Here is an 18,507-nt window from a genome sequence, read left to right as displayed (position 1 = left end):
AAGATATCATCCTCCTTAAAATTCTACAATAAGCAGAGCCTTCTTTATTTTTTCGATTGGAATAACCATAAGAGAATCATCAACTTTTAAGGTAACATTCTTTTCGTCAACCTTAAATATTTTCCCTTCTACTTTCTTCTTACCTTCAATTTCTTCTAATAGTGTAATATTTACTTTTTCTCCAATATGTCTTTCAAAATCTCTCTTTCTTTTTAATGGTCTATCTAATCCAGGAGATGAGACCTCAAGAATGTAAGAATGAGGAATTGGATCTTTTATATCTAATTCTTTACTTATTTTCTCACTGATATAGGCACAATCTTCCACTGTAACTCCACCAACCTTATCAATATATACCCTTAGAACCCAACCATGAGGTTCCCTTCTATATTCAAGATCTACAAGTTCGTAAGAGTACTTCTCACAGATTGGCTCCACAATATCTTTTAATTTTTTAAGTAGCTCCATATATATTTGATCTTTCATTTTTTCTCATCTCCTATTCCTATTAAAAATAAAAAGTGGGTTTTCCCACTTTTTATACCAAAAATTTTCTTTAAAACTTTAAATTTACTGATATAAGTATACCCTAAATGTTAATAAAAAGCAATAAAAATTTTACAAAAAATTAAAAATCTAACCATCACTACTAAAAATTTCCTTAGGAACTTCATAAAGCTCAATAATCTTCATTTTAGAGAGTAATTTCAAAAAAGATAAAAGTTCTAAGTTGTGGGTATCATATCCCATCTTTTGAGCATAACTTTTATATTCTTGAAAAAATTCAGTAATAGTTGACTTAGGAGCTAATATCCTTTGGCAAAGAAGCAAAATTTCCCGCGGATTTCCTATAGCAATTATTGGGAGATCTAATTTATCTATACTATCATCTTTTTTCCATACGTATACAACATAAATAGGGAAATTGGTCAATTTTTAGTACCATCTCCTTTAAAATAATTTTAAAGAAAGTATACCATAAATTAAAATTCATTAAAATAGTATTGTAAACCCTTATTCTTCGTGGTATACTTTTTTCTGAATGTTTTAAAACTCACCCTTCTGGATTCTCTTGGCGGTGCTTCTTAATGAAGTCCCAAGAGAAGATGAAAGAAGGGGAGGAAAAAACCAAAATGGAGGTGTGATATGGCACATATTTTAATGAAACAACTCTTAGAGGCTGGTGTACACTTTGGGCATCAAACCAAGAGATGGTGCCCTAAAATGAAAGAGTATATTTTTTCGGAGAGAAATGGTATTCACATCATTGATTTACAAAAAACCTTAGTTAAGCTTGAAGAAGCTTATGAGTTTGCTAAGGAACAGGCAAAAGAAGGAAAGACTTTTCTCTTTGTAGGGACTAAAAAGCAAGCTCAACAAACTATTGAGGAAGAAGCTAAAAGATGTGGGGCTTTCTACGTTAATCAAAGATGGTTAGGAGGTATGTTAACAAACTTTACCACCATAAAATCCCGTATTGATTACATGATAAAACTTGAAGAACTAAAGAATAATGGTTACTTTGATAAACTGCCTAAAAAGCAGGCAAATAGGCTTAATAGAGAATTGGAAAAGTTAATAAAAGTATTCGATGGTTTAAGGGGTATAGAGAGAATCCCAGATGTTTTATACATAGTAGATCCTAAAAGAGAAGAGATTGCTGTAAAAGAGGCTAATAAACTTGGTATACCAATTATAGCTATTGTTGATACTAATTGTGATCCTGAGTTGATTACTTATCCAATTCCCGGAAACGACGATGCGATAAGATCAATTAAACTTATTACTTCCAAAATAGCTGATGCTATTTTAGAGGGAAGAGACTTAAGAGAAAAAGAAGCAGATTTACAGCTTAAAGATGAGGATCTCCAATCAGAGATATCATAATTTCAGGAGGTTGAAGCGATATGGAAATTACTATTGAAATGATAAAAGAACTTAGAGAGAGAACAGGCGCAGGTGTTATGGAGGCTAAGAAAGCCTTAGAAGAAGCTAATGGAGATATGGAGAAGGCAGTTACAATTCTAAGAGAAAAGGGTGTTATAAAAGCTGCTAAAAAGGCAGGTCGTGTTGCAAAAGAAGGTATAATTGAGGCTTATATACATACGGGAGATAAATTAGGAGTTTTAGTAGAAATCAATTGTGAGACAGATTTTGTTGCAAGAACCGATGAATTTAGAAAACTTGCAAAAGATATTGCCTTACAAATTGCAGGGATGAATCCTCAATATGTGAGTAAGGAAGATGTACCCCCCGAGGTTATAGAAAAGGAAAAGGAAATATATAGAACTCAGCTGAGGAATGAAGGCAAACCTGAGCACGTAATAGAAAAAATAATTGAAGGAAAGTTAGAAAAGTTTTACGAAGAGGTTTGTCTATTAGAACAACCTTTTGTTAGAAACCCAGAAATAAAAGTTAAAGACTTAATAACGGAAGCCATATCTAAATTAGGAGAAAATATAGTAGTAAGAAGATTTGCTCGTTTTGTAGTAGGGGAAGAGTGATATGGAGCCGAAGTACAAACGTATTCTTTTAAAAATTAGTGGAGAGTCCTTTAGTGGAGAACAAGGCTTTGGTTTAAATCCAGATTGTATAAGGAGTATTGCTGAAGATATTAAAGAAGTTCACGATCTTGGAGTTGAAATAGGAGTTGTTGTTGGAGGGGGAAATTTTTTTAGGGGTAGAGAGAGTAAAATCTTGGGAATAGATAGGGTTACAGCAGATTACATGGGCATGCTTGCAACCACAATAAATGCTCTTGCTCTCCAAGATATGCTAGAAAAGATGGGAGTAATTACTAGAGTACAAACAGGGATTGAGATGAGGCAAATAGCAGAGCCTTTTATAAGGCGAAGAGCAATAAGACACTTAGAAAAAGGTAGAGTAGTTATATTTGCTGCAGGAACAGGAAATCCATTCTTCTCTACCGATACAGCAGCAGCTTTAAGAGCTGCAGAGATAAAAGCAGAAGTTATTTTAAAAGAAACAAAAGTTGATGGGGTTTATAATAAAGATCCACTAAAATATCCTGACGCCGAAAAGTTTGAGACTATTGAGCCTATCGAATTTTTAAAATTGAGGCTTCAAGCTCTCGATGCAACAGCGGTTTCTTTATGTATGGACAATAAAATACCTATTATTGTTTTTAATATGTCCGTTAGAGGAAACCTTAAAAGGGTCATTTTAGGAGAAAAAGTGGGAACTTATATTGGGGATGTGGAAATTATTCCGGATAAGGGGGGAGAAAATGGGTAAGGAACACTTTAAAGAGATAGAAGAAAAGATGAAAAAAGCTGTGGAGGTTGTTAAAAAAGAGTTTCAGAACATAAGAACAGGGAAACCGTCGGTTGGCATATTTGATGAGATAAAAGTTTCTTATTATGGAAATATGATGCCGTTAAATCAAGTAGCAACTTTAAAGGTTGCGGAAGGTAGAACAGTATTAATTCAACCATGGGACAAAAGTATTATTGGAGAAATTGAAAAAGCAATTCTTAAGTCCGAGTTAGGGTTAACTCCACAAAATGATGGTCAAGTTATTAGGGTGGTATTTCCACCTTTAACAGAAGAAAGAAGAAAAGAGCTTGTGAAAATAGTACATAAAGAAGCCGAAACAGGAAGGGTTGCTATAAGAAATATCCGTAGAGATTATTTAGAAATATTCAAGAAGGAAAAACAAGAAGGTAAAATTTCAGAAGATGAATTTTATAGACTTCAAGAGGAACTACAAAAAATCACTGATAAGTTTATAGAGGAAATAGAAAAGTTAATTGAAATGAAGGAAAAGGAAATTATGGAAGTATGAAGACTTATATTGGTATGAGGTTCAAAGATGTGATGAAAGAATTACCAAAAAATAAGGTTGAGTATGAACTAAATTATATCTCAAATTCTAATGAGGCTTTTGGTGATCTGAGAATTGTCTCTGAAAGATACGATGGAGAAAAATGGTTTTTTATTCTTTCCTATGAAAATTATGAAGAAAGAGAAATAAAGCATGAAAGAGATAGAAGTTCCAAAAGAGAAATTACCTAAACACATAGCTTTCATAATGGATGGAAACGGTAGATGGGCAAAAGAAAGAAACCTTCCAAGATTAATAGGACATCGAGAGGGGGCTTTAGTGGTCGAGAAAATTTCTGAAATAGCTTTTAATTGGGGGATTAATTATTTGACTTTTTTTGCCTTTTCTACGGAGAACTGGAGGAGACCAAGAGAAGAAGTTGAAGGGTTAATGCAACTTCTTGATGAAAGTATAGATAAATTCAAGGATAAGCTTGTGAAAAATAAAATAAGGTTAAAAGTAATAGGAAATTTGGATGAACTACCAACTTATCTCCAAAGAAGAATCAATTATGTGGTTGAGGAAACAAAGAATGGTAAAGATAAAGTTTTAACTGTTGCTCTTAATTACGGTGGAAGATGGGATATTTTAGAAGCAGTAAAAAAGATTGCATTACAGGTAAAGGAGAATAATTTAAAAATTGAGGATGTAAATGAAAACTTATTTTCATCTTTTTTATCTACTTATGATTTACCAGAACCAGATCTTTTAATAAGAACCAGTGGAGAGTATAGGATAAGTAATTTCCTTCTTTGGCAAATAGCTTATACCGAATTGTGGTTCACCCCCAAGTATTGGCCTGATTTTAATGAAGAAGATTTAAGAATGGCTTGTTTGGATTTTGCTAAAAGAAAAAGAAGATTTGGTGGATTAGAAAATAATGCTTAAGAGAATATTAACAGCACTCTGGGGAATTCCTTTAATACTTTGGTATATTTATTTAGGGGATCAGGTATTTTTTATTTTGGTAGAAATTATAGCCTGTTTTGGGTTATACGAATTTTATAATCTTCTTGAAAAAAAGGGACATAAAACCTTAAAATTAGAAGGCATAATTGCTGGTTTTTTGTACCTTCTCTTTTTATACTTAGAAACTCGATGGGCAATGAGAATTTTTCTTCCATTGCTAATTCTTTCAATTTTAATTTACGAACTTATAAAAAAAGAACACTCTATAATAGAGATTTCACTAACCTTTTTAGGTTTTTTCTATATACCTCTCTTATTAGGGTATTTAATTGTCTTACGAAACTTACCCTTAGGGAAACAGCTTACTTATTTAATAATATTAATCACATGGATCGGTGATTCGGCTGCTTTTTTTGTTGGAAAATTTTTTGGAAAGCATAAACTTGCTCCTTCCATAAGTCCTAACAAGACCATAGAGGGTAGTTTAGCTGCGATTATTTCGTCGGCAATTGTGGCTTTGATTTTTGGAGGTATATATTATGAAAGATATTTCTTACCTGCTATTCTTGGGGTCACCCTTGGAATAATGGGACAACTTGGCGATCTTGTAGAGTCTATGTTGAAAAGGGAAATTGGTACTAAGGATTCTTCTTCTCTTTTACCAGGGCATGGGGGAATTTTGGACAGATTTGATAGTCTAATGTTTATAGCTCCAACAACTTATTATATGCTTTATATATTAAAGCTATTATGAGAAAGAGGATAATCATATTTGGAGCAACTGGCTCAATAGGGACGCAAACCCTTGAAATTATAGACAAAAATAAAGATAAATTTGAACTCATAGGAGTAGCCTCAAAGGGTAACGTTGACAAATTAAAAGCAATTGCAGAAAAATTCAAGGTACCTTATGTTGCCCTATTTGACAATAAGCCTTTTTCTTTATCTTATAATGCAAAGACTTTTTATGGTAAAGAAGGATTAGAACAACTTGCAAACTTAGATTCAGATCTTGTAATAATGTCTATTTCAGGTATAGAAGCAGTTTATCCTTTGAAAATTTCCATAGAGAGAGGTGCAAATATTGCTATTGCTACTAAGGAGATTGTTGTGGCATGCGGGGATTTAATAAAAAAGTGGTTAAAAAAATCAAAGTCAAAACTTATACCTATAGACAGCGAGCATAGTGCTTTATTTCAATTGATAAACTCTTTTAGGAAGAAGAATATTGAAAAAATAATTTTAACAGCATCAGGAGGTCCTTTTTGGAATAAGTCAAGAGAAGAAATGGAAAAAACTAAGTTAGAAGAAGTATTGAAACATCCTACCTGGAAAATGGGATACAAAACTACTATTGATTCTGCTAATTTAGTAAATAAAGGTTTAGAGGTAATTGAAGCTCATTTCTTCTTTAATTTTGATTATAACTCTATTAAAGTAATGATTCATCCTCAAAGTATTGTACATGGTATGATAGAGCTTGTGGATGGCTCTATTATAGCCCAAATGGCATATCCAGACATGAGGATACCAATACAGTACGCCTTATTCTATCCTCAAAGACCCAAAATAAAATGGAGTCCTTTTGATTTAAAGAACCAGAAACTTGAATTTTACGATGTGGATTATGATAAGTTTCCCGCTTTACAACTGGCTTATGAAGTGGGTAAGAAAGGAGGAGTCTATCCTGCTATATTTGCTATATCTGATGAAGTTTTGGTGGAACTTTTTATAAAGGGTATTATTAATTTTAAAGACATAGTGTCTTTCATCAAATATGCATTAGAGTCCTGGAAAGAATTTAAAGAAATTGAAAATCTTGAACAAATTGAATACATTAAAAACTGGATCAAAAATCTAATAAAGCAAAAGGTGGGGTATAACCTATGAGAAAATGGAAAATGATAAAAAAAATAGAAGTTAAGGAAGATGGAAGATTGATGTATTATTATGATTTTGAATTAGAAGGAGAGATAGAAGATGAGCAGTGAATTACGCTGGCATCCATTTTTAAAAGAATGGGTAATAGTTGCTGGCAAAGTACAAGAGAGACCTGTTCTTCCTGCAAGAAATGCTTGCCCTCTGTGTTATGGTGGAATAGAGGTACCAAAGCCCTTTGACATAGCAGTTTTCGAAAATAGATATCCCTCTTTGACCAAGGAAACTCCTGACATTACTGAATGGGAAGATGAGATATACAAAGTAAAAGGTGGTAAGGGAGTTTGTGAAGTAGTCTTATACACTATGGATCACGATTCCTCTATGTCCAGAATGCCTCTTGAACAAATAGAGAAACTGATACTAGTTTGGGAAGATAGATATAAGGATTTGGGAAGCTTAGACTTTATTCAGTATGTTCTTATATTTGAGAATAGGGGAGAGATAGTAGGCGTAAGTTTACATCATCCTCATGGTCAGATTTACGCTTTTCCCTTTATACCTCCTATAATTGAGAAGGAACTAAAAGCCACTAATGAATTTTATGAAGAGTACAAAAAATGTCTATTTTGCTCTATTTTAGAAAAGGAGCTAAAGGAAGAAAAAAGAATTGTGTATGAAAATAAGTATTTTACAGCATTTATGCCTTTTTATGGTAAATATCCCTTTGAACTCCACATATATTCCAAACGACATTTAGGTTCTCTCACCGAGATGACCTATGCTGAAAAGATGTACCTTGCTGAGATTATTCAAAAAATAACAAAAGCTTATGATAATGTCTATGGCTTTAATTTTTCGTACATGATGGTATTTCATCAAAAACCCGTTAAAGGGGATTATCCTAATTATCATTTTCATGTAGAGTTTTACTCTCTTCATAGAGCAAAAGATAAGATAAAATATCTTGCAAGCGTAGAATCTGGAGCTGGAACCTTTATAAATCCTTTACCACCTGAAGAATCGGCCGAACTTATGAGAGAAAGTTTGAGGAGGATTTCTAAAAATGAGAAGTAACTTCGAAAAAATTTTTGGAAGTAAAGAGGGTTTTAGGGGTTTTAGGGCTCCGGGTAGAGTGAATTTAATAGGTGAACATACTGATTATCATTATGGTTTTGTTCTGCCCATAAGCATAAATAAGTTTTTTTATTTCTACCTGAAGAGAAATACAGAGAATAAATTTAGAGTTTTCTCAGAAAACTTTAATGATTATTTTGAGTTTGATTATTCGGATTTGATTTTTAATAAAGAAAAACCCTGGGTAAACTACCTTATGGGTGTGATAAACGAGATAAGAAAAATAAAAGGAGAAATTCCTTACTTTGATGCCTATTTATATGGAGAGATTCCCATGGGAGCAGGCTTATCAAGTTCAGCTGCTTATGAAGTTTCAGTTGCTTATGGAATTTCTGAATACTTTAATTTAAATATTGAGAAAAAAGAGATAGCAAAACTTTCTCAGAGAGCAGAAAATAACTTTGTAGGAGCACCTTGTGGCATTATGGATCAGTTTATTGCAACTTTTGGAAGAGAAAATACTGCTCTTTTAATCGATACTTTAACTCTGGATTATGAACACATTCCCTTTGATATAAAAAGTAAAGAATTGAGACTCGCAGTAGTGGACACCAAGGTAAAACATTCCATAGCAGGAGAAGGTTATTCTACAAGAAGAAGAGAGGGAGAAGAGGCTCTGAAAATGCTACAAAAACACTTAAATATAAACTCATTGAGAGAACTTGATGAAAAAGCTTTTGAGCTTTCTCAAGAAATTCTACCCTCCCCATTGAAAGAGAGAGTTGCCCACGTCTATAACGAAAACAAAAGGGTTCTAAATTTTGTAAATGACTTGAAAAATAATAAATGGGAAAATCTACCCAAATATATGTTAGACTCTCACTTAAGCTTAAAAAATTTATATGAGGTAACCTGCGAAGAATTAGATTTCTTAGTTGAAAAAGCTCTTGAGTATGGCGCTTTCGCATCTCGAATGACGGGAGGAGGTTTTGGAGGTTCCACTATAAACCTTGTACCAGAAACCATTATTGAGGAATGGATAGGGAAGATTACTACAAGTTATGAAAAAAAATTTGGGTTTAAGCCGGATATTTTAATATTGGAGACTTCTAATGGAGTGCGGGAGGTTTAAGCCTCCCGCACTTTCATTATTCCATACTCTATACTTTGGACTAGAGATTCCCAACTTGCCTCAATAATGTTTGTAGAGACCCCAACGGTACTCCAAGTATCACCTTTGTCATTAGTAGAGTCAATCAATACTCTAACTTTTGCAGCTGTACCTGCATTACCATTGATTACTCTTACTTTGAAGTCAGAGAGATGAATGTTCTTTAATTCAGGATAAAATTCAATTAGAGCTTTTCTTAAAGCCTGATCTAAGGCATGGACAGGACCATCTCCTTCGGCAGCTACATGAACAATCTGATCTTTTACATTAAGTTTTAAAGTTGCCTCAGTTATTGTTTCGCCAGAGTCTCCTATCTTTTCAATTAAAACCCTTAAGCTTATTAAGTCAAACAATTTTGTCTCCTGACCTAAAAGATGCCTTACTAGAAGCTCAAAAGAAGCTTCTGCTCCTTCAAAATAATAACCTTCATTCTCTAAGTGAGTAATTTTATCTAAGATCAATTTTGCCAAAGGAGAATCTCTGTCAAGATCTATATTAAATTCCTTCACCTTTGATACTATGGTGCTTGTTCCAGAAAGTTCAGAAACAAGTATTCTTCTTTTATTTCCTACTTTAGCAGGATCTATATGCTCATAAGATTTAGGATTTTTAAGAACAGCATTCACATGAACCCCACCTTTATGGGCAAAGGCACTTCTTCCCACAAATGGCGAAGAGGGATCAGGAGGTAAGTTAGCAATCTCAGAGACCCAATTAGCAAGGTCCGTAAGTTGAGAAAGCTTTTCTTCCGGTACAACTTCAATATTCATTTTCAATTGAAGAATAGGTATTATAGTACACAGGTTTGCATTTCCACACCTTTCTCCATATCCATTTATAGTGCCTTGAACTTGTGTTGCCCCTTTTTTTACCGAGACTATAGAATTTGCTACTGCAAGTCCCGAATCATTATGGGCATGTATTCCTATAGGTTTTTTAATCCTTTCCATTACCTTCTCCAAGATCTCTTCCACTTCCCAAGGAAGCGTGCCACCATTGGTATCTGCAAGTACAATCCAGTCAGCACCACCCTCTGATGCAGCCTCAAGGGTTGAGAGAGCATACTCAGGATCGGCTTTATACCCGTCAAAAAAATGCTCTGCGTCGTATATTACCTCTTTTCCAAAACTTTTTAGATATTTTACAGAGTCATAAATCATTTTTAGATTATTCTCCAAAGTTGTTCTCAACACCTCTGTTACATGTAAAGTCCAACTTTTTCCAAAGATAGTTACTACAGGTGTATCACTATCAAGAAGAGCTTTTAGATTGGCATCATCTTCTGGCAATACTTGAGCTCTCCTTGTACTCCCAAAGGCTGCTATTTTAGCATGTCTTAAGGGAACTTCTTTTATCCTCTTGAAGAAATTTAAATCCTTAGGATTAGATCCTGGCCATCCTCCCTCAATATAATCTATCCCAAATTCGTCAAGCTTTTGGGCTATTCTTATCTTATCTTCAAGAGAAAATGAAATTCTCTCACTTTGGGCACCATCTCTTAGAGTGGTATCATACAAAAAAACTTTCTTCATTAATATTAAGCACCTCCCTCGATTACACTACATATTAGATCTCCCATTTCCTCGGTTGTTACCATTTTTTGAGCATAGGGATTGTTAGCATAGAGATCTTTTGTAAAATAACCAAGACTTAATACTTTTCTTACAGACTTTTCTATAAGTTTTGCTTCCTCCTCAAGATCAAAAGAATATCTGAACATTAAAGCTACAGACAAAATAGTAGCAATGGGATTTGCTACGTTTTGACCCGCTATATCTGGAGCTGAACCATGAATAGGCTCATACAATCCCTTTTTGGTTTCTCCAAGACTTGCAGAAGGCAACATTCCAATAGAACCTGTAATCACTGCAGCTTCATCACTCAATATATCTCCAAAAGTATTTTCCGTAAGAATCACATCAAATTGCTTAGGATTTCTCACTATTTGCATAGCACAGTTATCCACATACATATGTTCGAGAGCTACATCAGGATATTCTTTAGCCACTTCTTCCACAATTTTTCTCCATAGTCTTGAGCATTCAAGGATATTTGCTTTATCAACAGAGGTCACTTTCTTTTTTCTTTTTTGGGCCATCTTAAAGGCGACATGTGCTATTCTTCTAATCTCAGAAGTCCTATATATCATGGTATCAATAGCAATTTCTTCACCATTTTCTATTCTGGTTTCCTTAGGTTTTCCAAAATATAGACCCCCAGTAAGTTCTCTTACAATTATAAAATCAACTCCCTTTAAGTATTCTTCTTTAATTGGAGAGGAAAAAATCAATTCATCAAAAATAGAAATTGGCCTTAGGTTGGCAAAAAGATTAAATCCTGATCTTAATTTTAACAATGCTTTTTCAGGTCTTTTGTCTCCAGGAAGGTTATCCCACTTTGGTCCTCCAACAGCACCTAATAATATTGAATCACTTTCTTCGCATATTTTCCAGGTTTCTTCGGGAAGGGGGTCTCCAAATTTATCTATGGCGGCACCTCCTACAATACCTTCTTTTATTTCTACCTGATGGTGGAACTTTTTAGAAAGCACGTTTATTACTTTTATTGCTTGTTTTACCACTTCAGGACCTATACCATCACCAGGAAGTACAGCTATCTTTACCCTCATAAACTACCTCCTTTTACCCTCTCCCTTGCAAAATTAATCAATCCACCCTTTTTTATTATCTCTTGAATAAGGGGAGGGAAGGGGAAAGTGGTAAAAGTTTCCCCTGTAGTTAAATTTTTGAGAACACCTTTATCAAAATCTACTTCTAACTCATCCCCCTCATTAATCCTATCTACTGCTTCTGAAATCTCAAGTATAGGAAGTCCTATGTTTATAGCATTCCTATAAAAGATTCTTGCAAAAGACTTTGCAATTATACACTTCACCCCTGAAGCTTTTATAGCTATGGGTGCATGTTCCCTTGAAGATCCACAACCAAAATTTTCTCCTACTACAAGAATATCTTTTTCTTTTACTTTCTCTTTAAAATTTAAGTCCAAATCTTCCATACAATGTTCTGCAAGTTCTTTTGGATCCGTAGTATTCAAATATCTTGCAGGAATAATAACATCAGTATCTATATTGTCTCCATACTTTAATGCTTTACCCTTATATATCATCATTCCTTCACCTCCACTTCCCAAGGAGCAGCTATTCTTCCTAAAATAGCTGAGGCTGCTGCAACTGCAGGATTTGATAAATAAACCTCACTCTTTGGGTGTCCCATTCTTCCCACAAAATTTCTATTGGTTGTAGCTACTGCCTTCTCTCCCTCTGCTAAAACTCCTAAATGACCTCCCAAACATGGACCACAACTTGGAGGAGTTATGGAGGCTCCTACCTCAAGGAATATTTCTATTAAACCCTCCTTTAATGCTTGCATATATACATTAGGAGTAGCAGGAGTTACTATTAATCTCACATCCTTATGAACTTTATGTCCTTTTAAGATTTTTGCTGCAAGTCTTAGGTCTTCAATTCTTCCATTAGTGCATGATCCTATATATACTTGATCAATATAGATATCTTTCCCTATATCAGAGATCTTTTTAATATTACTAGGAAGATGAGGAAAAGCAACAATAGGCTCCAAATTTGTAACATCCCACTCATAGATTTCTTTATAATGAGCGTCCTCATCACTCTTATATACTTTAAAGTTTCTCTTAGCTCTATTCCTTACATACTCCAAGGTGATTTCATCAGGCTCAATTATTCCATTTTTAGCTCCCGCCTCTATAGCCATATTACATATAGTTAACCTATCGGACATAGATAAATTCCTTATTACCTCACCAGTAAACTCCATAGCTTTATACCTTGCGCCATCCACTCCTATTTGTCCAATGGTATAAAGTATTAGATCTTTACCTGTAACCCACTGAGAAAGTTTTCCATAATACACAAATTTTATGCTTTCAGGCACTTTTAACCATATTTCTCCCGTTGCCATCGCATAAGCAAGGTCCGTACTTCCAACACCAGTAGAAAAGGCACCAAGGGCACCATAGGTACAAGTGTGGGAGTCAGCGCCAATTATAGCATCTCCAGGAAGGACTAAGCCTTCTTCAGGAAGCAATGCATGTTCTATTCCTACTCTACCTACTTCGTAGTAGTATTTTATACCTTGCTTTTTAGCAAATTCCCTCAGTATTTTACTTTGCATAGCTGATTTTATATCTTTATTTGGCGTAGAATGATCAGGTACTAATGCTATTTTCTCATTATCAAAAACCTTTTCCACTCCAATTTTTTCAAATTCCTTTATAGCAAGGGGACCAGTTATATCATTAGCTAATAGAAAATCTAATTTAACAAATATCAATTCACCAGGAAATACTTCTTTTTTGCTTGAATGATCAGCCAATATTTTTTCTGTAATAGTCATTCCCATGAATCCATTTCCTCCTTTTAATCTTTTCCTTTTAACATTACCAATTGATTTAATGCCCTTAAGTAAGCCAAAGCACTTGCCTCAATAACATCAGTACTGGTAGCTCTCCCTACATATATGTTCCCATCCTTATCAGATAATTTCACCATAGCTTCTCCCAGTGCATCGGTTCCACCAGTCACAGATTTTAAAGAGAAGTCTTCAAGAGAGTGGGGAACTTTAACTGCCTTTGTTATAGCTTTATAAACTGCATCTACAGGCCCATTACCAATTTCTACAGTTTTTATTTCTTCTCCATTCTCAGAAATTATTATAGTTGCAGTAGGTACAATACCAATTCCACTTACTACTTGTAAATGACGCAATTTATAATACTCAGGTATTATTCTTATTTGATTGGATACTAAAGCTTCTATATCTTTATCAGTAATTTCCTTTTTCTTATCAGCAAGTTCTTTAAATCTTCTAAAAGCCTCTTCTAATTGATCAGGAGGTAAAGAATATCCAAGCTCTTGCAGTCTTTTTTCAAAGGCATGTTTGCCCGAATGTTTTCCAAGAACAATTTTGCTCTCAGGAATTCCAATAGTTTTTGGATCAATTATTTCATAGGTACTTGGATCTTGAATTACCCCATGTTGGTGTATTCCTGATTCATGAGCAAAAGCATTTTCACCTACAATTGCTTTATTGGGTTGTATAGGTATGCCTGTGAGATTACTCACTAACTTGCTTGTTTTATATATCTCTTCGGTTTTTATACTAACCTCAAAGGGAAGTCTTCTTACTTTTATTGCCATAACAATCTCTTCCATAGCTGCATTTCCAGCCCTTTCGCCAAGTCCATTTACGGTACACTCTACCTGCTCAGCTCCGTTTACTATAGCAGAGAGAGAATTAGCAGTAGCTAAACCCAAGTCATTATGACAATGAACACTCACTCTAGCTTTGTCAATGTTTCTGATGTTTTCTTTTAACCTCCTTATCAATTCCCCAAATTCCCAGGGTAGGGCATAACCAACCGTATCTGGCACATTAATGACTGTTGCTCCTGCTTCAATAACTGCCTCAAAGATTTTTACTAAAAAATTAAAGTCGCTTCTTACTGCATCTTCCGCAGAAAATTCCACATCGCTACAATATCTTTTTGCATATTTTACTGCAGAGACCGCTTGCTCTAAAACTTCATCACGGGTTTTCTTTAATTTTTTCTCAATATGAATATCAGAAGTAGCAATGAAAGTATGGATTCTTGGAGACTCAGAATATTTTATAGCTTCCCAGGCTCTGTCAATATCCATAGGAATTGCTCTTGCTAAGGCTGCAATAATAGGTCCCTTTACCTTTTCCGCAATGTTTTTGACTGCCTCAAATTCACCAGGAGAAGCAATAGGAAATCCCGCCTCAATAATATCTACATTAAGTTTTGCAAGTTGTTTTGCGATCTCTAATTTTTCTTCTTTATTCAGGTTTACCCCAGGTGTTTGCTCTCCGTCTCTTAAAGTAGTATCAAAGATATACAACTTACCCATCAAAATCACCACCCTATTTCTTAGGTTTTAACCAGGGCATCATTTCTCTTAAAACCTTTCCAACCTTTTCTATAAGATGATCTTCATCTTTTTTCAATAGAGCATTAAAAACAGGTCTTCCGACCTGATTCTCTAATATCCATTCTTTAGCAAATTGTCCGCTCTGAATTTCGTTTAATATTTTCCTCATCTCTTTCTTTGTTTCTTCATTTACGATCCTTGGACCTCTAGTAATATCTCCATATTTTGCCGTATCAGAAATAGCTTTCCTCATAAAACTTATTCCACCTTGGTTTATTAAATCTACAATGAGTTTCATTTCATGGAGACACTCATAATAAGCCACCTCTGGTTGATAACCTGCTTCTACCAAAGTTTCAAAACCAGCTTTTATGAGGGCTGTCACCCCACCACAAAGTACCACTTGTTCTCCAAAGAGGTCAGTTTCAGTTTCCTCCTTAAAAGTAGTCTCCAGAACTCCAGCTCGAGTTGCACCAATTCCCTTAGCATAAGCTAAAGCTATATCTCTACATTTTTGAGTATAATCTTGATACACAGCAAAAAGGGCAGGGACTCCTTTCCCTTCTACATATAAATCTCTTACTAACGGTCCAGGGCCCTTAGGGGCTACCATAAATACATCTAAAAATGGGGGTGGTACTATTTGAGAAAAGTGAATGTTAAAACCATGAGCAAAACCTAATGCTTGATTTGGTCTCAAATAGGGGAGAACCTTTTCTTTATAAATTGTAGGCTGTTCAGTATCTGGTATTAGGAACATTAAAACATCAGATTTTTGAACGGCATCCTCTATTTTTTCTACCGTCATACCTTCTTCAAGAGCTCTTTTCCAGGACTCTCCATTAGGTCTTACTGCGACTATAACCTTTATTCCACTATCTCTTAAATTTAAGGCATGGGCTCTTCCTTGACTTCCATATCCTATAATGGTGACAATTTTATCCTTTAAGGCCTCAAGACTAACTTCTGTGTCATGATACACTTTTGCCATTTTTAAACCCTCCCTAATTAATAGAGTTTTAATCCTCTCTCCATAACGATCTTTCCTGTTCTTACCATCTCTTTAATCCCATAAGGTTCTAAATTCTTTTTAAAAGCGTCAATTTTCTCGCTATCACCTGTAATTTCAATTATCAAATCCTTATCACTAACATCTACAATGTTGGCTCTAAAAATTTCTACAAGATCAATTATCGCTCTTCTCGTGGTAGCATCGGATTTAACCCTAATCAGAGCCAACTCTCTCTCCACTACAGGAACTCCAGTAAAATCATTAACTTTAACTACTTCAATTAACTTGTAGGCTTGTTTTGTGATTTGTTCTAATACTTTTTCATCACCCTTAACTACAAGGGTTATTCTTGAAAGATGAGGAACTTCAGTAGTATTTACTGCAAGACTCTCAATGTTATATCCTCTTCTACTAAATAAACCAGCTATTCTTGCGAGTACCCCTGGTTTGTTTTCCACAATTAAGGAAAGGGTATGTTGCATAATATCGCCTCCTCTAATCAATAAGCATTTTGTCAATAGACCCGCCTGCAGGAATCATAGGAAATACATTTTCTTCTCTATTAACTTGGATGTCTACTATTACAGGGGAATCATTAATATTTAATGCCCATTCAATGGCTTCATCTAATTCTTCTATTTTTTCAACTCTTCTTCCGTATGCTCCATAAACCTCTGCGAGTTTTTCAAAATTAGGAGCAACATCAAGAAGAGTACAAGAATATCTTTTTTCATAAAATAATTCTTGCCATTGTCTTACCATACCAAGGCAACTGTTATTAAGAATAAAAATCTTAACTGGAAGTCTCTCTGAGGCTGCTGTGGCGAGCTCCTGAATATTCATCTGAATACTTCCATCTCCAGCAATATCAATAACAATTTTATCTCTATTACCAATTTGTGCTCCAATAGCCGCTGGAAATCCAAACCCCATAGTGCCAAGTCCGCCAGATGTTATAAATTGTCTTGGCCTTTTCACTTTATAATATTGAGCAGCCCACATTTGATTTTGTCCTACTTCTGTTACTACTATAGCTTCGCCCTTGGTAAGTTCATATATTCTTTCTATAACATATTGAGGTTTGATTATATCATTACTCATTCTATATCTTAATGGATATTTGGTTTTCCATTCCTTTATTTTCTCCCACCACATAGCATTTATCTTTGGTTCAACCACTTCTACAAGTCTTTCTAGAGCTCTCTTAGCATCGGCCACAATAGGAACGTAAGGATTAACGTTTTTACCTATTTCAGCAGGATCAATATCTATGTGTATAATTTTGGCATTAGGAGCAAAGGTTTCTACTTTTCCCGTAGATCTATCGGAAAATCTTACGCCAATGGCAATAATAAGATCACTATCATTAATCGCGTAGTTTGCATAAGCTGCGCCATGCATTCCTATGAATCCGCAAGACAGTTCATGGGTTTCCGGAATTGAACCCTTTCCCATCAGAGTTGTAACCACAGGAGCATTTATTTTCTCGGCAAATTTTATTAATTCTTGTGAGGCTTCTGATGCTATCACTCCACCTCCTGCAAGAATTATTGGTCTTTCTGCCTCCTTAATTAACTGAGCAGCTCTTTTTATTTGCAAAGGATGAGGGTCATAGTTAGGTTTATATCCCAAAAGGTCAACCTTTGAGGGGACAGAATATTCTATTTTAGATAAGAAAACATCTGAAGGTATATCTACAAGTACAGGACCTTTTCTTCCTGTTTTTGCAATATAAAAAGCTTCCTTTATGATTCTTAGAGCTTCGTGGGGATTAGTAATAAGATAATTGTGCTTCGTAATTGGCATGGTTATGCCTCTTGTATCTACCTCTTGAAAAGAATCCTTTCCAATAGCAGAAGTTTTAACTTGTCCTGTTATAGCTACGATTGGTATCGAATCCATATAAGCAGTAGCTATTCCAGTGGTGAGATTTGTAGCACCAGGACCAGATGTGGCTATGCAAACTCCAACCTTACCGGTAGATCTTGCATATCCGTCTGCCGCATGAGCCGCACCTTGTTCATGCCTTACCAGAACATGTTTTAGAGTGGAATTATGAAGGGCATCATAAAAACCTATTACTGCGCCGCCTGGATATCCAAATATTACTTCTATGCCTTCTTCTTCCTGCATATACTTTATGATTGCTTCGGCAACAGTCATTAACATTTTTTTTACCTCCCTTCTTAAAATAAAAGCTTCTCAACCATAAAGGGTGAGAAGCTTTCCCACGGTACCACCTTTCTTGCCTCAAGTTAAAGAACTCAAGGCAACTCTAACCTTTAACGCAGGTATACGGAGATCCCTACTTTACTCATTCAGGATCTCAGCTCCGAGGCGAGTTCCGTAATCCCATATTACCAGCTTTCACCTTATGCTGGCTCTCTGTAAATATGGGAAATTACGTACTACTCCTCTTCATCGCCATTGATTTTTAGGATTTATTTTAGTCAGTAATGATATCATAGTATGTTTTTTTTGTAAAGAGGGTATGAGATAAATTTATAAAAGAATTTTCAAATTTTCTATTTTACTTCCGATAATATATATTATGTAAAGTTATAGAACAATAAGTCAATTTTCTTTATTTATTTAAATAGTTGAATAAATTTTAAAAATTTTGGGTATAAATTAAAAAAAGAAAGAAATCAGTTCCATAAGAA

The 18,507-nt window shown here is 34.8% G+C and carries 20 protein-coding genes and 1 other annotated feature; of the genes, 10 read left to right on the top strand and 10 right to left on the bottom strand.

The genetic code is table 11. From position 1 onward, the window contains the following. Positions 1-15: 15 nt before the first annotated feature. Together DTUR_RS06195 and DTUR_RS06190 are read right to left on the bottom strand one after the other, a co-directional pair. Positions 16-486: a ribosome maturation factor RimP gene (locus DTUR_RS06195; protein WP_012583566.1), complete on the bottom strand. Its 471-nt coding sequence runs from the start codon at positions 484-486 to the stop codon at positions 16-18. A gap of 150 nt (positions 487-636) precedes the next feature. Then, on the bottom strand, positions 637-933 hold the full coding sequence (locus DTUR_RS06190) for a hypothetical protein (protein ID WP_012583565.1): 297 nt from the start codon (positions 931-933) through the stop codon (positions 637-639). A gap of 213 nt (positions 934-1,146) precedes the next feature. On the opposite strand from DTUR_RS06190, the gene rpsB reads away from it, so the two are divergent. The 10 genes from rpsB to galK all read left to right on the top strand — a co-directional run bounded on the left by rpsB (position 1,147) and on the right by galK (position 8,840). Then, positions 1,147-1,887: a 30S ribosomal protein S2 gene (gene rpsB / locus DTUR_RS06185; protein WP_012583564.1), complete on the top strand. Its 741-nt coding sequence runs from the start codon at positions 1,147-1,149 to the stop codon at positions 1,885-1,887. 20 nt (positions 1,888-1,907) lie between these two features. After that, on the top strand, positions 1,908-2,504 hold the full coding sequence (tsf, locus tag DTUR_RS06180) for a translation elongation factor Ts (RefSeq protein ID WP_012583563.1): 597 nt from the start codon (positions 1,908-1,910) through the stop codon (positions 2,502-2,504). Between the two features lies 1 nt (position 2,505). Then, complete coding sequence (gene pyrH / locus DTUR_RS06175; protein WP_012583562.1) at positions 2,506-3,255, top strand: UMP kinase; 750 nt, start codon at positions 2,506-2,508, stop codon at positions 3,253-3,255. After that, positions 3,248-3,805 carry a ribosome recycling factor gene (gene frr, locus DTUR_RS06170; RefSeq protein WP_012583561.1) on the top strand — a complete coding sequence of 186 codons (558 nt, stop codon included), beginning with the start codon at positions 3,248-3,250 and terminating at the stop codon, positions 3,803-3,805. The genes pyrH and frr overlap by 8 nt, the downstream gene beginning before the upstream one ends. Next, entirely contained in the window at positions 3,802-4,035 is a 234-nt protein-coding gene (locus DTUR_RS06165) for a hypothetical protein (protein ID WP_164931014.1), read from the top strand. The genes frr and DTUR_RS06165 overlap by 4 nt, the downstream gene beginning before the upstream one ends. Further along, on the top strand, positions 3,998-4,732 hold the full coding sequence (locus tag DTUR_RS06160) for an isoprenyl transferase (protein ID WP_012583560.1): 735 nt from the start codon (positions 3,998-4,000) through the stop codon (positions 4,730-4,732). Before DTUR_RS06165 ends, DTUR_RS06160 begins: the two co-directional genes overlap by 38 nt. Further along, positions 4,725-5,507: a phosphatidate cytidylyltransferase gene (locus DTUR_RS06155; protein ID WP_012583559.1), complete on the top strand. Its 783-nt coding sequence runs from the start codon at positions 4,725-4,727 to the stop codon at positions 5,505-5,507. The genes DTUR_RS06160 and DTUR_RS06155 overlap by 8 nt, the downstream gene beginning before the upstream one ends. Further along, positions 5,504-6,643, top strand: coding sequence for a 1-deoxy-D-xylulose-5-phosphate reductoisomerase (gene dxr / locus DTUR_RS06150; RefSeq protein ID WP_012583558.1), 1,140 nt, complete (start codon positions 5,504-5,506; stop codon positions 6,641-6,643). The genes DTUR_RS06155 and dxr overlap by 4 nt, the downstream gene beginning before the upstream one ends. Positions 6,644-6,733: 90 nt before the next feature. Then, entirely contained in the window at positions 6,734-7,708 is a 975-nt protein-coding gene (galT, locus tag DTUR_RS06145; RefSeq protein ID WP_012583557.1) for a galactose-1-phosphate uridylyltransferase, read from the top strand. Beyond that, positions 7,698-8,840, top strand: coding sequence for a galactokinase (gene galK, locus DTUR_RS06140; RefSeq protein ID WP_012583556.1), 1,143 nt, complete (start codon positions 7,698-7,700; stop codon positions 8,838-8,840). The genes galT and galK overlap by 11 nt, the downstream gene beginning before the upstream one ends. Here galK and cimA read toward each other — a convergent pair. From cimA to ilvB, 8 genes are read right to left on the bottom strand one after another with little or no spacing between them, the layout of a single operon-like run. Beyond that, positions 8,837-10,411: a citramalate synthase gene (cimA, locus tag DTUR_RS06135; protein ID WP_012583555.1), complete on the bottom strand. Its 1,575-nt coding sequence runs from the start codon at positions 10,409-10,411 to the stop codon at positions 8,837-8,839. The two genes, galK and cimA, sit on opposite strands and share 4 nt — an antisense overlap. Before the next feature lie 5 nt (positions 10,412-10,416). After that, positions 10,417-11,508 (bottom strand): 3-isopropylmalate dehydrogenase, encoded by a 1,092-nt coding sequence (gene leuB, locus DTUR_RS06130; RefSeq protein ID WP_012583554.1) that lies wholly within the window; start codon positions 11,506-11,508, stop codon positions 10,417-10,419. Beyond that, on the bottom strand, positions 11,505-12,008 hold the full coding sequence (gene leuD, locus DTUR_RS06125; protein WP_164931084.1) for a 3-isopropylmalate dehydratase small subunit: 504 nt from the start codon (positions 12,006-12,008) through the stop codon (positions 11,505-11,507). Before leuD ends, leuB begins: the two co-directional genes overlap by 4 nt. Beyond that, entirely contained in the window at positions 12,008-13,282 is a 1,275-nt protein-coding gene (gene leuC, locus DTUR_RS06120; protein ID WP_012583552.1) for a 3-isopropylmalate dehydratase large subunit, read from the bottom strand. Before leuC ends, leuD begins: the two co-directional genes overlap by 1 nt. Positions 13,283-13,299: 17 nt before the next feature. Further along, positions 13,300-14,811 carry a 2-isopropylmalate synthase gene (locus tag DTUR_RS06115; RefSeq protein ID WP_012583551.1) on the bottom strand — a complete coding sequence of 504 codons (1,512 nt, stop codon included), beginning with the start codon at positions 14,809-14,811 and terminating at the stop codon, positions 13,300-13,302. Between the two features lie 13 nt (positions 14,812-14,824). Then, positions 14,825-15,823: a ketol-acid reductoisomerase gene (gene ilvC, locus DTUR_RS06110; protein ID WP_012583550.1), complete on the bottom strand. Its 999-nt coding sequence runs from the start codon at positions 15,821-15,823 to the stop codon at positions 14,825-14,827. Positions 15,824-15,840: 17 nt separating this feature from the next. After that, positions 15,841-16,326, bottom strand: a complete 486-nt coding sequence (gene ilvN / locus DTUR_RS06105; protein ID WP_012583549.1) for an acetolactate synthase small subunit — start codon at positions 16,324-16,326, stop codon at positions 15,841-15,843. Positions 16,327-16,339: 13 nt separating this feature from the next. Continuing rightward, a complete protein-coding gene (gene ilvB / locus DTUR_RS06100) occupies positions 16,340-18,013 on the bottom strand; it encodes a biosynthetic-type acetolactate synthase large subunit (RefSeq protein ID WP_012583548.1) in 1,674 nt (557 codons plus the stop codon). 39 nt (positions 18,014-18,052) lie between these two features. Continuing rightward, positions 18,053-18,275 (bottom strand) — a binding site (T-box leader). Positions 18,276-18,507: the final 232 nt, after the last annotated feature.

The sequence above is a fragment of the Dictyoglomus turgidum DSM 6724 genome (assembly GCF_000021645.1).
Taxonomy (GTDB): Bacteria; Dictyoglomota; Dictyoglomia; order Dictyoglomales; family Dictyoglomaceae; genus Dictyoglomus; species Dictyoglomus turgidum.
The sequence above is the reverse complement of the archived record's forward strand: the minus strand, read 5'-3'. Positions and strand labels throughout refer to the sequence as shown.

Bases quoted from the DNA above. Each gene is read 5' to 3' on its own strand.
- DTUR_RS06195 (WP_012583566.1), bottom strand. From the start codon at position 486: ATGAAAGATCAAATATATATGGAGCTACTTAAAAAATTAAAAGATATT.
- rpsB (WP_012583564.1), top strand. From the start codon at position 1,147: ATGGCACATATTTTAATGAAACAACTCTTAGAGGCTGGTGTACACTTT.
- tsf (WP_012583563.1), top strand. From the start codon at position 1,908: ATGGAAATTACTATTGAAATGATAAAAGAACTTAGAGAGAGAACAGGC.
- pyrH (WP_012583562.1), top strand. From the start codon at position 2,506: ATGGAGCCGAAGTACAAACGTATTCTTTTAAAAATTAGTGGAGAGTCC.
- frr (WP_012583561.1), top strand. From the start codon at position 3,248: ATGGGTAAGGAACACTTTAAAGAGATAGAAGAAAAGATGAAAAAAGCT.
- DTUR_RS06165 (WP_164931014.1), top strand. From the start codon at position 3,802: ATGAAGACTTATATTGGTATGAGGTTCAAAGATGTGATGAAAGAATTA.
- DTUR_RS06160 (WP_012583560.1), top strand. From the start codon at position 3,998: ATGAAAGAGATAGAAGTTCCAAAAGAGAAATTACCTAAACACATAGCT.
- DTUR_RS06155 (WP_012583559.1), top strand. From the start codon at position 4,725: ATGCTTAAGAGAATATTAACAGCACTCTGGGGAATTCCTTTAATACTT.
- dxr (WP_012583558.1), top strand. From the start codon at position 5,504: ATGAGAAAGAGGATAATCATATTTGGAGCAACTGGCTCAATAGGGACG.
- galT (WP_012583557.1), top strand. From the start codon at position 6,734: ATGAGCAGTGAATTACGCTGGCATCCATTTTTAAAAGAATGGGTAATA.
- galK (WP_012583556.1), top strand. From the start codon at position 7,698: ATGAGAAGTAACTTCGAAAAAATTTTTGGAAGTAAAGAGGGTTTTAGG.
- cimA (WP_012583555.1), bottom strand. From the start codon at position 10,411: ATGAAGAAAGTTTTTTTGTATGATACCACTCTAAGAGATGGTGCCCAA.
- leuB (WP_012583554.1), bottom strand. From the start codon at position 11,508: ATGAGGGTAAAGATAGCTGTACTTCCTGGTGATGGTATAGGTCCTGAA.
- leuD (WP_164931084.1), bottom strand. From the start codon at position 12,008: ATGATATATAAGGGTAAAGCATTAAAGTATGGAGACAATATAGATACT.
- leuC (WP_012583552.1), bottom strand. From the start codon at position 13,282: ATGGGAATGACTATTACAGAAAAAATATTGGCTGATCATTCAAGCAAA.
- DTUR_RS06115 (WP_012583551.1), bottom strand. From the start codon at position 14,811: ATGGGTAAGTTGTATATCTTTGATACTACTTTAAGAGACGGAGAGCAA.
- ilvC (WP_012583550.1), bottom strand. From the start codon at position 15,823: ATGGCAAAAGTGTATCATGACACAGAAGTTAGTCTTGAGGCCTTAAAG.
- ilvN (WP_012583549.1), bottom strand. From the start codon at position 16,326: ATGCAACATACCCTTTCCTTAATTGTGGAAAACAAACCAGGGGTACTC.
- ilvB (WP_012583548.1), bottom strand. From the start codon at position 18,013: ATGTTAATGACTGTTGCCGAAGCAATCATAAAGTATATGCAGGAAGAA.